This window comes from Parabacteroides chongii, from assembly GCF_029581355.1.
GTDB classification, from domain to species: Bacteria; Bacteroidota; Bacteroidia; order Bacteroidales; family Tannerellaceae; genus Parabacteroides; species Parabacteroides chongii.
Genome location: NZ_CP120849.1, coordinates 2,980,784 through 2,995,832 on the forward strand (window position 1 = coordinate 2,980,784; position 15,049 = coordinate 2,995,832).

At 43.0% G+C, this 15,049-nt stretch carries 11 protein-coding genes and 1 tRNA gene; 8 read left to right on the forward strand and 4 right to left on the reverse strand.

Annotation, left to right across the window (positions count from 1 at the left end):
- Nucleotides 1–51 precede the first annotated feature (51 nt).
- The 6 genes from P3L47_RS10990 (at nucleotide 52) to P3L47_RS11015 (ending at nucleotide 6,823) form a co-directional block, all read left to right on the forward strand.
- Complete coding sequence (locus tag P3L47_RS10990) at nucleotides 52–951, forward strand: AraC family transcriptional regulator (protein WP_277783652.1); 900 nt, start codon at nucleotides 52–54, stop codon at nucleotides 949–951.
- A 258-nt stretch (nucleotides 952–1,209) separates the two neighbouring features.
- Nucleotides 1,210–4,680, forward strand: coding sequence for a DUF6383 domain-containing protein (locus P3L47_RS10995; protein ID WP_277783653.1), 3,471 nt, complete (start codon nucleotides 1,210–1,212; stop codon nucleotides 4,678–4,680).
- Between the two features lie 475 nt (nucleotides 4,681–5,155).
- Nucleotides 5,156–5,237: transfer RNA gene (locus P3L47_RS11000), tRNA-Leu, on the forward strand.
- 82 nt (nucleotides 5,238–5,319) lie between these two features.
- Nucleotides 5,320–5,871 (forward strand): RNA polymerase sigma factor, encoded by a 552-nt coding sequence (locus tag P3L47_RS11005; protein WP_122360911.1) that lies wholly within the window; start codon nucleotides 5,320–5,322, stop codon nucleotides 5,869–5,871.
- A 46-nt stretch (nucleotides 5,872–5,917) separates the two neighbouring features.
- A complete protein-coding gene (locus P3L47_RS11010) occupies nucleotides 5,918–6,304 on the forward strand; it encodes a hypothetical protein (protein WP_277783654.1) in 387 nt (128 codons plus the stop codon).
- A gap of 48 nt (nucleotides 6,305–6,352) precedes the next feature.
- Nucleotides 6,353–6,823 (forward strand): hypothetical protein, encoded by a 471-nt coding sequence (locus P3L47_RS11015; RefSeq protein WP_277783655.1) that lies wholly within the window; start codon nucleotides 6,353–6,355, stop codon nucleotides 6,821–6,823.
- A gap of 95 nt (nucleotides 6,824–6,918) precedes the next feature.
- Here the strand turns inward: P3L47_RS11015 and mazG are convergent, their stop codons facing one another.
- The 4 genes from mazG to P3L47_RS11035 form a co-directional block, all read right to left on the reverse strand.
- Complete coding sequence (gene mazG, locus P3L47_RS11020; RefSeq protein ID WP_277783656.1) at nucleotides 6,919–7,704, reverse strand: nucleoside triphosphate pyrophosphohydrolase; 786 nt, start codon at nucleotides 7,702–7,704, stop codon at nucleotides 6,919–6,921.
- Between the two features lie 121 nt (nucleotides 7,705–7,825).
- On the reverse strand, nucleotides 7,826–9,901 hold the full coding sequence (locus P3L47_RS11025; protein WP_277783657.1) for a protein-disulfide reductase DsbD family protein: 2,076 nt from the start codon (nucleotides 9,899–9,901) through the stop codon (nucleotides 7,826–7,828).
- 25 nt (nucleotides 9,902–9,926) lie between these two features.
- Complete coding sequence (locus P3L47_RS11030; protein WP_277780816.1) at nucleotides 9,927–10,838, reverse strand: RluA family pseudouridine synthase; 912 nt, start codon at nucleotides 10,836–10,838, stop codon at nucleotides 9,927–9,929.
- Between the two features lie 531 nt (nucleotides 10,839–11,369).
- The gene (locus P3L47_RS11035; RefSeq protein WP_277780817.1) at nucleotides 11,370–13,010 is read right to left on the reverse strand and encodes a vWA domain-containing protein; all 1,641 of its coding nucleotides are present in this window, start codon (nucleotides 13,008–13,010) and stop codon (nucleotides 11,370–11,372) included.
- Nucleotides 13,011–13,148: 138 nt separating this feature from the next.
- On the opposite strand from P3L47_RS11035, the gene P3L47_RS11040 reads away from it, so the two are divergent.
- Together P3L47_RS11040 and P3L47_RS11045 are read left to right on the forward strand one after the other, a co-directional pair.
- Nucleotides 13,149–13,727: an RNA polymerase sigma factor gene (locus P3L47_RS11040; protein ID WP_075556863.1), complete on the forward strand. Its 579-nt coding sequence runs from the start codon at nucleotides 13,149–13,151 to the stop codon at nucleotides 13,725–13,727.
- Nucleotides 13,724–14,587, forward strand: a complete 864-nt coding sequence (locus P3L47_RS11045) for an energy transducer TonB (RefSeq protein WP_277780818.1) — start codon at nucleotides 13,724–13,726, stop codon at nucleotides 14,585–14,587. The genes P3L47_RS11040 and P3L47_RS11045 overlap by 4 nt, the downstream gene beginning before the upstream one ends.
- Nucleotides 14,588–15,049: the final 462 nt, after the last annotated feature.

Consider the following 15,049-nt stretch of genomic DNA (forward strand, 5'->3'; position numbering starts at 1 on the left):
TGGCCGTTTTTTTATTATATTTGTTGCGGTTTACATATATAATAATGTATAGTGATAAAGATTAAAGAAGGATTCAAAGGAGAACGATTCGTCTCTTTGCCGGACGAGTTGCTTGAAACGTATAGTCGAGAACCGCTTATAGGTAATTTGTATGTCCGTAAGATCGGTTTCTTCCCGAAAGTCAAGTACCATTACGTACAAAAGGATAAGGGATGCAACTATGCCATGCTTATCTACTGTACGGAAGGGGAGGGCTGGTATACGGTTCATGGAAAGACGTATCCCGTCAGGCAGAACCAATACATTATTATTCCCCCGAATGTTCCTTATTCTTTTGGTGCTTCGGAGACTGATCCGTGGACTATTTATTGGGTTCACTTTATGGGAGAACTGAGTGACCAGTTTCTGCCGTCCACTCCTATACCCGGATCGATCCTTCCGGGGGAATATTCACGTCTTCAGGATCGGATACAATTGTTCGAGGAGATATATGCCTGTTTCTCGATGGGGTATATAAAGGAATATATGGTTTATTCTTCCATGTGTCTTTATATGTTCCTTACCTCTTTTTTATATCTGGAACAGTATCGTTATATAAATTTGCCTAACCATAAGGAGTATTCTTTTGCTTCGCGGGTGATCCATTATATGAATGAGCATGTCGAGCGAAACCTTACGTTGGATCAGTTGGCGGCCTATTTCAAGTATTCCCCGTCTCATTTCTCTATGCTGTTTCAAAAAGAAACAGGTGTGGCACCGATCAGTTATTTTATCCGGCTGAAGATCCAGAAGGCTTGCCAGTATATTGTACTGACTGGCTTGAAACTGAATGAGATATCTACTAAGCTTGGTTTTGAAGAGCCCGCTTACTTTTCGCGTACTTTCACGAAAGTGATGGGCCTCTCGCCTTCCGAATACCGGAAACGGGAGTCGGAGCACGGGATAGTTTGATAGGAATGATGAAGGTTGTACGTGAAAACCTGTCATTTGTCCTTTTTAAGCTTGGAATAGGATAAGAAAGCAAGGTTAAAGGGAAAAAAAGATATCAAAAAAATAGTCTAACTAAAAAAGATATGTATCTTTGTGCTATGTTTTTGGTGCGAAGTATGCACCGACGGGATTAAATGATATCCGTTGTCGAGCTTTATTTTTATTATAAGATAGATTTATTAGAACTTTATATTTTATTACTAATTAAATTATTTGATTATGAACAAAAAGTTTTCTACTCTTTTTGTCGGCGCCCTGCTGACAACTAGTCTTGGAGCTTTCGCGCAAGGTACAACTGCCGTACATACCAATGTAAATGAAATTGGTCACGGTATTGAACTGCGCCCAACTGCAACTGCCAGCGCTGAAACAGGTGATGGTGTTAACCGTTTTGATACAAACAAATTGTATCAGTTGACAGACGCAGATGCAGATGGAAAAGTATTGATCCAGACTCGTAATTACACTACCGGAGAATTGAATTTGAAGTTGGTTGCTGTGGAAGATGCTCCTATCAATGCTTCTTTATGGTCTATAAAGGTAAAAGGTGACCTCACTAGCGGTTACAGCTATACTTTTGTAAACAAAGAAACAAACCTTGAACTGGTTTATGCACATGTTAATGCAGCTGTATTTGATGGTGATGCTCCGAAAAAAACATCTGACACAGATGAAGCAACAAGTATTCTTGAAGGTTGTCTGACAGATTGGAGTTGGTATACAACAGATGTGCAGACTGACAATTTCAAGTTGGCTCCTGTTTATTCTTATTTTAACAATCAGGATTCTGTTGTTGTATTGCAGAAAAACCAGGATGATGAAATTGTCGCAGTTAAATATTCTAAGAAAGTTGCCGGTGACCGTGTAGTATCTATCACTGATGCTGTAACGTTGAAACCTGTATTAGCTGGTGGTATCGTTTTGAAAGCGGCTGATCTGAACAATGTAGTTGATTTCCAGTATGGTGGAAAATTCACTATTGCTTCTGCTGTTGCTCCTAAAACAGTTAGCCCGTTCTTAGCGAATGCATTTACTGCAAAAGATTATAATGACACGGATTTCCCGAGTGTTAATACTGCAGTAGGTGTTGAAGCTAATAGAAAGAAATTAGGTCTTTCTGATGATCCGGCTGTAGGGTTATATGCTGATCATTTTGTTTATCTGACAACTGGTACGAATAAAGTACTGAGCGTTGGTACAGAATTCTTCTCTAGCAGTAGTAAAGAGTTGCCAATGGTTTTATTGGAAGGTCTTCCTAAAGATGTAGATAAACCTGTCGCTTCTATGAGTGATGCAGCATGGGAAGCTCGTAGCTTGTTCAAATTTACTTATTATCCTTCTCAGGATAGTCTGGTTGTTGAACCGATGAATGCTTTATCAAAGAATCCTACTAGCGATGTATGGCAGAATGCTGATTATGCATTTAACTCTACAAACAATAACGAAAATGCAATACATGTAGACGCTGCGCCTACTGAGGCTGATTTGAACAAGGATACTTATGGCGAAGTTGTTGTTCGTATCGCTTATTTGACAGACGATCAGGCTGTTATTACAGCTAAGAACACAGAGTTGAATGGTTATGATATGCCGGGTTCTCTGCAGACTAAGTTTAATTTCAAAGACAGAACTTTCAAGTATCTGACTCGTACGAAAGTTGATCAGGGCTTGTATTTCATCAAAGATGTAGCAACTGAAAAGTATGTTGTTGACAATTTCGTTGGTAAACTGATGCTGGATGCTGAAACAGCTGTTCAGAATTATAATGATATGCCGGCTACTATGTGGGTTGTTAAGACTACAGGTTGCGGTTTAGTTCCGACAGTTGCTGTTTACAACCGTGAATATGCAGACGAAGTATACGAAGGTCAGCTTTATTCTAATGAAGATGGTAGCGTTTACTTTATCAATCAGAACTTTGATTCTTTCACAGATAAACAACTACTGCATACTGACAACTATAAGTTTAATACTGTTGCAGACGGTGAAGCTACAACTAGCGTTTACCATGGTTACGGACATTTAACTTCTGATGATCTGCTTTATACTAAGTATTATCTGAACTATAACTTGTTCGCTAATCCGAACTTGTATCTGAATGTAACTGCTACTAAGAGCTTTGCTCCGACTGAAGGTCAGGCTACTACTTATGAGTTGACTGAAGCTAAGAATGTATTTGACGTTAATGGTACTGCTATTGATGTTCCTTTCGGTTACGGTGCTCAAATCGGTTTACCGCAGTTGATCAGAACCGGTTATGTATTGAAAGTTAGCGATAAAAACTTGATCGATAACGATAAGGTTTATGTATATCTGGTTGAACCGAAGGGTAAGACTCCTTACTACAAGGCTATGACGAAAGAGGAAGCTGCTGCTGCTACGGATGAAAATCCGAAACTGGCTGTATTCTATCTGAAGGCTGACCAGCGCATGCATAGCGATCTTGACACTCGTGCTTATGTATTGATTGACATTAACAATGGTACAACTTTGGATGTTAATAACGGTTGGATGCAGGCTAACTGCGAAGATGCTCCGGGTGATATGACTTACCTGCGTCTTGACAACATGGCTCAGGAAAGAGCTACAGCATTCTCTATCAATATTGATCCTCGTCCATTATATATGGATCTGGGTGAAATCGGTAAGAACATCAACATCTTCCGTGGAAGAGGTACTGGCGCTGAATATCTGTTCGAAGATACTAACAACCAGAGCAACGCTCCGCAAGTTGTTAAGGGTTTCGGTTACCTGGGTATGACTGCTGAAAAGATCAAACCGATCGGTGAAGGTAAAACAACTGCTTTGTATGCTGATTATGTGGTAAGTTCTACAGACCGTATGCCTCAGTATCTGTTTGTTGTGCGTCCGGATTCAGTGAAAGACGGCAAATGGTGTAACACTCACGGTTACAACCCGAACTGCGAACATGAAATTGATTACAACGGTTACCTGGCAGGTAGCTTCCTGATCAATCTGACTGACTCTATCGAAGGCGGTACTAACATGTTGAACAATCCTGACGTTTACAAATGGCAGTCTTACACTCGCCTTGGATTCGTAGAAGGTGTTCACCAGGTAGATGGCGAAAATGAATATCTGTATATCCTGAAGAACGGTCTGAAGTTGGCTGATCTGAAGAATAAAGACGGTGTTCTTGATCCTCGTGATCTGTACGATGCCAGCAAGTTCGAAAAGAAAGAACTGACAGGCTTACACAAAAACTATGCATTCTCTCTGCGTTACACAGACGACGATCATAAAGATTTCTTACTGGAATCTAACAAGGCAGGTGTATCACACGTAGCATCATTCAAGGGTGCATGGGTGAAAATCCACAACGGAGTTCCTGTATTGGCTGAATACGAAGTTGATAACGGTAACCACCAGGATGATGACGATAAGATGAAAGAACTTATCAACCAGGCTCAGATCTTCAACCTGGAAGATACTGAAGATTTCGCAACATCTAACGAAGGTGTTTCTACATCAACAGTTAGCGTAATCGCTGGTGAAGGTGTTATCACTATCACAAATGCTGCTGGTAAGAAAGTTTCTGTAAGCAACATCCTTGGTCAGACAGTAGCTACTCAGACTATTTCTTCTGACAACGTAACAATCTCTGCTCCTGCAGGTATCGTGGTTGTTTCTGTTGACGGTGAAGAAGCTGTAAAAGCTATCGTTAAATAAGTAGGACAATTCCTGGTAAACCGTTAGGTTGACAGGTTACATACAACAAAGCCCCGCTGGTTATCCGGCGGGGCTTTTTGCGTATCAGAGGACAGAATCGGAATATTGTACAACTCAATCGGAATAATATGACTTGCCGGAATTGCAGAAGATTGCTTCTTCCAAACGGACGGAGGTTGTAGTACAGAGCCAGTGTACGAAATAGCAAGTCCTCTGTACGCCTTTAGAGTCTTTCCGTTTCCCGGCTTCTGAACTATTGAAAGGAGGCTCTCTGACTCTTGAAATGTCCTCGGAACCTAATTATTCGTGGGGAGTTGAATAAATACCGGAGAAATAATCGTGGTATCCTTTCAAATGAAAGGGTATCACGATAAAATATTCTCGAAAAATAATTGCCGGATATTTTGTTTTATAAAAAAAAACACTACCTTTGCACCGCAATCACGAGAGATTGCTTACCTGAAAATGATGAATTGCCCAGGTGGCGGAATTGGTAGACGCGCACGTTTCAGGTGCGTGTGTCGCGAGGCGTGCAGGTTCGAGTCCTGTTCTGGGCACTTCCGAAAGCGGACAACTGATAAAGTTGCCCGCTTTTTTTATGTCCGTATTTTTTTATATATTTGAGCCAAAATGGAGAGGATGCAGCAATATACGGAAGATGAAATAGTAGAACAACTGCGGGATCCGGCTCGGCAAAGGGATGCTTTTGCCAGTGTCGTGAGCCTTTACGGGGAAAAGTTGTATTGGCAGATACGAAAGATGGTATTGAGCCATGACGATGCAAACGATCTTTTGCAGAATACTTTTCTGAAAGCCTGGACGAATATCGACTATTTCCGGGGTGAAGCGAAGTTATCTACCTGGCTGTATAAAATTGCCATCAACGAGTGTCTTACCTTTCTGAACCGTCAGCGGAATATAAATAATGTATCGATTGACGATACTGATGTCTTTTTGCTGGAACGTCTGAAAGGGGACGAGTATTTTGACGGTGATGAAGCCCAGTTGAAGTTGCAGAAAGCAATTCTCACCTTGCCGGAGAAACAACGTTTGGTGTTTACCATGAAATACTTTGACGAGATGAAGTATGAAGATATGTCGGATGTTCTTGGAACCTCTGTCGGAGCCTTGAAGGCTTCTTATCATCATGCAGTCAAAAAAGTCGAGGAGTTTTTAACTAAAGACATTTAAACCTTTTGGCTCGAAGCTCGTCAAAGGTGTATTAAAACGGAAGAGTATGGAAAAAGAACAAAACAATCTGGATCGTTTTAAAGGAAAGAATCCTTTTAGTGTGCCTGATGGGTACATGAAGGATCTCACGGCTAATATTATGAGCCAGCTGCCGGAGAAGCCGCATGTGGAGGCAAAGAAAGTCTCTATGACGGACCGTGTCCGTCCGTGGTTGTATATGGCTGCAGTATTTGCCGGGCTGGGATTGTTCTTTAAAGCAATAGTCGGTTTCGACGGTGAAAAGAGCCAGTCTGATACGCTGTTGGTGCAGTCGACAGATGCATCGGAAACTAAAGCTGCTATATTGGAAGCGGAAAATGAAGAATATCTGGAATATCTGGAAGCCCAGTATACAGATTATCTTTTAGCAGAAGAATTGGGCAATTACGAATAAATTGACGAAAAAAAGAAGTTATTAGCATATTTTTGTAATAATAATTGTATGAGCAAAATATTTTTTATTACATTTGTGGCGATTTCAGTTTTATTCTCTTCGAGAGTGTTGGCACAGGGAGATAAACAACATCGACATTTTGACAAAGAGGCCTTTCAGGCAAAAAGAAATGCCTTTATTACAGCTGAAGTAGGTTTGACACCGGAAGAAGCTGAAGCTTTCATTCCTTTATGTAATGAATTGCAAGAAAAGATGTTTGAGGTTGGTCGTGAATGCCGTAAACTGTCAAAGGAACTAAAGCACATGAAATCTCCGACAGAAAACGATTATTCAAAAGTAAATGATGAATGTATCGGAGTGAAAATGAAGGAGGCTGCTTTAGAGAAAGAATATTACGAAAAATTTAAAAAGATACTATCGCCTGAGAAACTTTATAAATACCGGCGTGCTGAATACAAATTTGCACGGAATTTTATGAAAGGTCCGGACGATAAGAAAGAAGAAAACAAGAAAAAATAAAATATTATCATTATTTGTGTTTTTTGTTTAGATTTAGTTTTGGCGTTTAAGTTAAGGGAGGGGTGGCGACGTGATGTCGGTTCCCCTTTTGTTTTTTATAGGCCTTTCAATTTGGCTTCATTCCATATCTTATCCATTTCTTCCAAAGACATTTCTTTCAGTGAACGGCCTTCTTTAATGGTATGATCTTCCAGGTAATTGAAACGGCGGATAAATTTTTGGTTCGTACGTTCAAGTGCATTGTCCGGATTGATCTTGTAGAGACGGGCGGCATTGATCAGGCTGAAGAACAGGTCTCCGAATTCGCCTTCCATCTTGTCTGCATCCATTTTGTCGATCTCCTCTTTCAGTTCGGTAAACTCCTCATGTACTTTATCCCATACCTGGTCACGTTGTTCCCAGTCGAAACCGACATTGCGGGCTTTATCCTGGATACGGTGGGCTTTGACGACAGAGGGGAGAGAAGAAGGAACACCTTCCAGAACGGTTTTGTTTCCGCCTTTTTCTTTTAATTTTATCTGTTCCCAGCTCTGCTCTACTTTCTGGGCAGTGTCGGCAGAAGCGTCGCCGAATACGTGCGGGTGGCGGAAAATCAGTTTCTGGCAAAGACTGTCGCATACATCTTTGATGTCGAAAGCTTCTTTCTCTTCACCGATCTTTGCATAGAAAACGATATGAAGAAGCAGGTCTCCCAATTCTTTCTTGATGTTGTAATTGTCATTCTTCATGATTGCGTCGCACAATTCGTAGGTTTCCTCGATTGTGTTGGTACGCAGGCTCTCGTTTGTCTGTTTTCTGTCCCAGGGACATTTCACCCGGAGTTCATCCAGGATGTCGAGCAGTTGCCCGAAAGCTTCCATTTTTTCTTCTCTTGTTGCCATTGTAATAATATGCCAAAATGTTAATGCCAATGTGTTAATATGCCAATGTGCCAATTAAATACTCCTGTACTATGGACAGGGGTTCTTTATTGGCACATTGGCATATTGGCAAATTGATTAATTATTTATTTTGCTCTTTGAACGCTTTCAATCCGTTTTCAAGGAATTGTATATATTTTGATACGTCTTCGTTGAATGCATATGACGGACCGAGCGGTTTGCCTTCGTCATTCAGCAGAATGTAGAAAGGTTGTGCATTGGCTCCGAACTTGCTTCTCTGAAGATAACTCCATTTGTCACCGATTGTTTTCAGTTTACGCACTTTGCCGTGTTCTTCGATTTCGATCGGTTGAGGCAGTTTGGTCTTGTCGTCTACCATCAGAGTAATCAGGACGTAATCCTTTTCAAGCAATTGTTTTACTTTCGGATCGGTCCATACGGATGCTTCCATCTTACGGCAGTTAACACAACCGAAGCCGGAGAAGTCGATCATGACTGGTTTATTCACCCGTTTGGCATAAGCCATACCGCTTTCATAATCATCATAAGGGGCATGTACCTCGTCGTTATACAGGCTGAAATCCTGTGTATACAAAGGTGGAGCGAAAGCGCTGATTGATTTCAGAGGTGCACCCCAAAGTCCCGGAACCATGTAAATGGCGAAACCGAACGAGATGATCGCCATGAAAAGACGCGGTACGGATACATACTTAACATCGCTGTCATGGCTGAATTTGATCTTTCCTAGCAAGTAAAGTCCTAACAGGAAGAATATCACGATCCACAGAACGATAAATACTTCGCGGTCTAGCAGACGCCAGCCGTAAGCCAGGTCGGCAACAGAAAGGAACTTCAGTGCCAGTGCCAGCTCCAGGAAGCCTAATACTACTTTTACCGAGTTCAGCCATCCGCCGGATTTAGGCATACTTTGCAGCATATTCGGGAAGATAGCGAACAAACTGAACGGAATGGAAAGTGCCAGGGCAAACCCGAACATTCCGATAGCCGGGCCGACTGCCGTACCCATGGATGCCGCCTGTACCAGCAGTGTACCGATGATCGGACCTGTGCAGGAGAATGATACCAGTACCAGCGTAAACGACATGAAGAAGATACTTAATATACCAGTCGTAGAATCCGCTTTGCTGTCCAGTTTGGTTGTCCAGGAAGCAGGTAATACCATTTCAAATGCTCCGAAGAACGAGATGGCAAATACGACCAGCAGTAGGAAGAATATAATATTGAAGATCGCATTTGTCGACAGGTCATTCAAGGCACTAGCTCCGAAAATACCTGTGATAAGCAATCCCATCACCAGGTAAATCACGATGATGGACATTCCATAGGTGAGTGCATCGCGGATCGCTTTCTTCCGGTCTTTGGTACGTTTCAGGAAGAAACTAACCGTCATCGGGATCATCGGCCATACGCATGGAGTCAGCAAAGCGATCAGTCCGCCCAGGAATCCGGCGAAGAAGATGAATAGCCAGGAAGTATCCGTTGCCGTAACAGTCGTGTCTCCATACGCTTTCAAGTCATCGATAACCGGTGTCCATAGAGCGGCATCGTTTGTCAATGCGTTAGCGATCTTTTCCGGATTGGCGATAACCGTTTCTTCTTTGGCGACCGGATCCGGAGTGGTCAGAGTCTTCCCTTCTTCCGCTACTTGATTGGTGTCCGGCTGTTCTTCGGTCACATCGTCTTTCTCTACGACGGGTGCATCGGCCGGCAATGTCAATTTTGTATTTTTACTGTCAAAAGCAAAGCTGACACGGTCGGGCGGCAGGCAAGTTTCGTCGTTGCAGACCATAAATTCTACTTCACCTTCGATCTTGAACTTTTTAGGATTGAGGATTTTTACCTTTTGGGTAAAAGTTACGGCACCTGGAAACCAGCGGAGATCCATTGCGAACTGTTCGTCATATACAACGGTCGGCTTGATGTTGGATACCGGCTGTCCTATCAATTCTGCCCCTTGAAGTGTCTCGAAGGTGAACGAGGTTGATACAGGTCCTCCTTCCGGCAGATTCATATCGTATAAATGCCAGCCTTTATCGATTGTGGCGGCGAATACGATTTCTTTCTCGGCAGACTGGGAGTCTTCCAGTTTAATTTTCCACTTGACAGGCTGATGGATTTGGGCCTGTACAGCCAGTGTTACGAACACCAGCAATAAGATGCTAAAGAGTTTCTTCATTACAATGTTTATATTTCAGTCTAGTTTATTTAGCTAATGAAACGAAAGCATCCGGAATACGCGTTTCAAAACGCATCTCTTCTCCTGTCTCCGGATGAATAAAATAGAGCCGTCGGGCATGAAGCATCAGCCTTCCGGCGGGATCGGTTTCTGCGCCGTACTTGTAATCGCCGGCAATCGGGTGTCCGATAGATTCCATCTGGACGCGTATCTGGTTCTTACGACCTGTTTCCAGATCAAGCTCCAATAGAGAATAATGTCCGTTACTATGCAAGACGTGGTAACGGGTGATGGCTTCCTTCCCTTCACCTTCTGCTGTTATATACACCTGCATCTTTGCGTTTTCAACCAGGTTGGAGACGATCAGGTCAGAATCTTTTTCCGGACGGCCTTCTACGACGGCCACATACGTACGCTGTGTGATTGCCGAGTTCCAGTTTGATTGTAAAGCCTTTTGCACACGTTGGTTCTTGGCAAACATCATCAGTCCGGATGTGTCACGGTCAAGACGATGCAGTACAAAAATTTTGCTTCGCGGATCATTCTTCTTGACATAATCGCTGAGCAGGTGGTAAGCGGTACGTTCCTTTACACGATCGCTGGAAACAGACAGGAGCCCGTTCTTTTTGTTGACGACGATCAGGTCGTCATCTTCCCACACGATGTGTAATAGAGGATTGCTGAACTCCACCTTTCCTCGTTCGTAACTGATCTCGACTTCGTCTCCCGGCACTAAAGGAGCGTTGAACTGGGAAGTGACTTTCCCGTTTATCAAGATTTGTCCGTGGGCAAGTAAGGCCTTGACGGAACTTTTGCTCTGTTCGCTCAACAATTGGAACAGAAAAGGAAGCAGTGTATTCTCTTCCTTCACCGCAACTTTGCGTCCGCGAGGGGCTTTTTTTTGATTTGTGTCTTTGTAACCTGAGCGTCTTCTCATTTTATTATCATAAATAATTCACAAAGATACTGGCATTTGCGGAATGTTGCAAGCTGTGTTTCATAATCTTGGGGTCTGTTTAAATTTTATTCAATAAACATTGTATTGACTTTTTCCCGTTTGTGCAAACATTCATCTTTTCAAACATAGGTGTTTTGTCGTTAAATCATATATGTTTTGATAACAAAAGACGTATGTTTGGCCTGTTAAATACATAAGTATTTTCTGCAACCGCTCGGCGGCTTTTTTCAAATGGGTAGGCATCGCTTTATTCATGGATAGGTACTCGTTTTCAGGCTCTGTTGTTTGTTGATATTTAGTCTTTAATCGGAGTCACTATATGTATACATGGTACTTAGATGATGATATTCAACAATTAATGGATGACGCCGGAGGCAGTTTCCGGCGTCATCCATTAATTGTTGAATATCAATCTGTATACTCTGCGTTTTAAAAAGTGACGCCCAAAATCGATCGGAATACATAAAGCCGGCTGGCTTCTTAATCGTCGGCGATGCTTTTCTCGCTTGGTTAGTGAGTTGCAGCAGTCAACCCGTTCATTGTTTCAACCAACCGGATAAATTCCCGTTTGTAACCCTGGCGGTCATTTACCAGTCCGCTTTGTGCCAGAGAGATCACCTGATTATATGAACCTGTTCCTTTGTATTCGGAGTTGCGCAGTAACTGGCCGAACATGGCGACAGCCGATGCAAAATAGAAATCGGGGGAAAGCTTGTTGCTGCCGCTTGCTTTCAATTTAGTCTCGATCAACTGGCTGACGTCGCTGTCAGGAGCTTTGTAGCGCAGGCGTATAGCCAGTAACTCCGGTTCTGCAAACTGCATGGTGCGGGGAGCATTGTTCGGCTTTATTTCGTAAAAAGCCGTTACCGTATGTCCGGCACCCATTTCACCGGCATCTTTGGTATCGTCGTTGAAATCCCTGTTATTCAATAAGCGACTTTCGTAACCGACCAGACGATATTCCTGTACCTGATCGGGATTGAAAGCGATCTGTAACTTCACGTCTTTGGCTACGGCATACATTGTACTACCAAACTCATGGACGAGTGTTTTGTTTGCTTCCTGGATATTGTCGATATAAGCATGGTTGCCGTTTCCTTTTTCGGCAAGAACCTGCATCTTACTGTCTTTATAATTTCCCATACCATAACCCAGAACGGTTAGGAATACACCGCTTTTACGTTCTTTTTCGACTAATCGCTCCAATCCTTCGGAAGATGATACTCCCACATTGAAATCGCCATCGGTGCAGAGTATCACGCGGTTGTTTCCTTCCCGGATATAATTCTTCCGTGCAATATCGTAGGCAAGTTGGATACCGGCACCACCGGCAGTCGAACCTCCTGCCGTCAGTTCGTCGAGTGCTTCACGTATTTTTTGCTTATTACTTCCGGAGGTGGATGGTAGTACCACACCTGCTTCTCCGGCATATACCACGATGGCTACGCGATCTTCTTCCCGCAGATTATTGATCAGGAGTTTCAGGGATGACTTAACCAATCCCAGACGGTCCGGCCCATACATAGAACCTGATACGTCTACGAGGAAAACCAGATTGGAAGCCGGCAGATTTTCAGAAGGAATCTCTTTCGCTTTTAACCCGATACGTACCAGGCGATTTTCTTTATTCCAGGGACATGGTCCTACTTCGGCGGTGATATTTACAGGATCTTTTCCTGTTGGTTCCTCGTAATTGTAGGAGAAATAATTGATTAATTCTTCTACGCGGACAGCATCGGCCGGAGGATTTTGCCCTTCATTGATATAACGCCGGATCGTCCCGTAAGAAGCGGCATCGACATCGATCGAGAAAGTAGAAAGCGGTTCGTTATTGACTTTCCTGAATTTGTTTTCTGCCAATTGGTTATACTCGTTCCTGTTTGTTTCCTGATCGTAATCATAGGATGAAGATGTGGTCACCAAAGCTTCGCAACAAACGACTTCTTCTTCTGCAATGATGGGAGCTGCGTCTTCAACGATAGAGAGAACCTCAGCCTGTGCCTTCGCTGTTTTCTGTGTTTGTACCTCAGCCTGTGCCGGATGCGGAACCGGAGGAGGCGTACAGATTAACGGCTTTTTTACAAGAAGAAACAGACCGCCAGCCAGGATAGCTGCCGTAAGTAAGCTGATGATTGTTGTTTTCGTTTTCATGACTGATCCTGTTTAATGATTAATGAATTGCTTTTACCTGATAGATGCCGCGATAAAGGGGAATTCCATAAATGTTTCGGACTTTTTTGAGAAAGATTTTAATTTAAAGTTTACATTTGTAGAAAAAACGAGAACAACTTGCTGTTTTTCAGACGTAACATATCAACCTATTCAGATAGCGAACTGCTGCAATTATATAAGGAAACCGGGAAAAGCGATTATTTCGGTGAACTGTATAATCGCTATATCCCATTGCTATACGGGTTGTGCCTGAAATATTTGCAGGAAGAAGAGAAAGCACAGGATGCTGTCATGCAATTGTTCGAAGACTTGCTGCCAAAGCTTTCGCGTTACGAGATACGGGAGTTCAGAACCTGGATTTACAGTGTGGCAAAGAACCATTGCTTCCAGCTGTTACGAAAAGAAAATCCCGAGATAGCAACCGATTTCGACCGGCAATTTGTGGAATCGTACGATTTATTGCATCTATTAGATAAAGAAGAAACGAGTGACGATGCCCGTACGGCAGCCCTCAAGCACTGTCTGGAGAAGCTGCCCGAACCGCAGCAACGTTGTATCCTGTCTTTTTTTATGGAAGAAATGTCGTACGTCGATATCGTAGAGCAGACCGGGTATCAGCTCAAAAGCGTAAAAAGTTATATTCAGAATGGCAAACGCAATCTGAAAAGTTGTATTGAAAAGAGAATGGCGCAATGAGAAATCTGTTGCAATACATACAAGGTTCACGAAAAGGCAAGGAAGCCCATCGTCTGGAAAAAGAGGCGATGAAAGATCCTTTCCTGGCCGACGCACTGGATGGTTTTCAGACAGTGGAGGGCAACCATGTGGAAAGTATCGAAGCAATGCGCCGCCGTATCTCCCGCCGTACCCGTTCTCAAAGAGATCAGATTGCGAAATGGAGTATTGCTGCCAGCTTGTTGATCTGTCTGGGATTTGGCAGTTATTTTTGGTTTAACAGAGATGCCGCTATGCCGAAAGAGTTACAGTCGATGGTTATACAGGAAAAAGCTGTGACACCGCCACCACCTCCTGAACCGGCGATCGCCCAGGCTGCTGTTACCCCTGAATTACAGGAAGAAACGGAAGCAATGCAAAAACAAGCACCGGTAGCTGCAAAAAAGCCCGAAGCTAGAATGCGGCAGGTAACACCTACGCCGGCCCCTTTGGCTGCTGCTCCTGCGAGAGCTGAAGTCTTGTCTATCGTTGAAGATGATGCCAATGTAGCAGAAATGATCGTGGCGGAAGAAGAAGTAGCGATGGATGCAACTATGGCTCGTGCCTCGATACACCGGCCGGAACCTGTTATAGGCTATAAAGCCTATGAGGAATATTTGCGTAAAGAATTGATTCACCCGCAGGACTCAACCTGTAAAGGGGTGACCGGAACTGTCGTTGTTGCATTCCATATCAATGAAAAAGGCCGTCCGGTCGATCTGGAAGTCAAACGAAGCCTGTGCGCATCAGCAGACAAGGAAGCGCTTCGCCTGATCGAAAAAGGTCCGGACTGGAAGGTGGATACGACCCAGGTTATTGTTCCTGTCCTTTTCGCTCCGTAAAGGATATTTCTATTTTGTTTTCGCTTGTAGCGTCTATTGATGCAATATACGAATTGTCAAAATGTCATTTTGATAATTAATCTCTTTGAGAATGTTGTATAGACGGCTGGTTGCTCAATCTGTTTTGAATAATGCTGTGAAGTTATAGTTGTTGAATGATATTTAGAAAGAAAAAAGGCAGAAAAGGTAGCATGCTGCTTTTTTGTTAGAGATTATCCGGATGGTAAATGAGAAAGGGGATATTTTCCGACTTCTTTCTGCATAAAAATGTTAGGTGGAAAAAGTGTTTTCTGTAAATGCTTCCAGAGAGAATGAGTTCCTTTTTTTTACAATCTATGGTTGTTTTTGAGGTTTCATCTTCAGAAAATCATTTATCTGCCGGACTTCTTTCCATTACCCGGCAGCTAATCCCAACTGTCTCGGACTTTATAACAATTATCTCGGACTTGAGTGTTGGTTTCC

Bases quoted from the DNA above. Each gene is read 5' to 3' on its own strand.
- P3L47_RS11035 (WP_277780817.1), bottom strand. From the start codon at position 13,010: ATGAAAACGAAAACAACAATCATCAGCTTACTTACGGCAGCTATCCTG.
- P3L47_RS11010 (WP_277783654.1), top strand. From the start codon at position 5,918: ATGGAAAAAGAACAAAACAATCTGGATCGTTTTAAAGGAAAGAATCCT.
- P3L47_RS11005 (WP_122360911.1), top strand. From the start codon at position 5,320: ATGCAGCAATATACGGAAGATGAAATAGTAGAACAACTGCGGGATCCG.
- P3L47_RS11015 (WP_277783655.1), top strand. From the start codon at position 6,353: ATGAGCAAAATATTTTTTATTACATTTGTGGCGATTTCAGTTTTATTC.
- P3L47_RS11025 (WP_277783657.1), bottom strand. From the start codon at position 9,901: ATGAAGAAACTCTTTAGCATCTTATTGCTGGTGTTCGTAACACTGGCT.
- P3L47_RS11030 (WP_277780816.1), bottom strand. From the start codon at position 10,838: ATGAGAAGACGCTCAGGTTACAAAGACACAAATCAAAAAAAAGCCCCT.
- P3L47_RS11045 (WP_277780818.1), top strand. From the start codon at position 13,724: ATGAGAAATCTGTTGCAATACATACAAGGTTCACGAAAAGGCAAGGAA.
- mazG (WP_277783656.1), bottom strand. From the start codon at position 7,704: ATGGCAACAAGAGAAGAAAAAATGGAAGCTTTCGGGCAACTGCTCGAC.
- P3L47_RS10995 (WP_277783653.1), top strand. From the start codon at position 1,210: ATGAACAAAAAGTTTTCTACTCTTTTTGTCGGCGCCCTGCTGACAACT.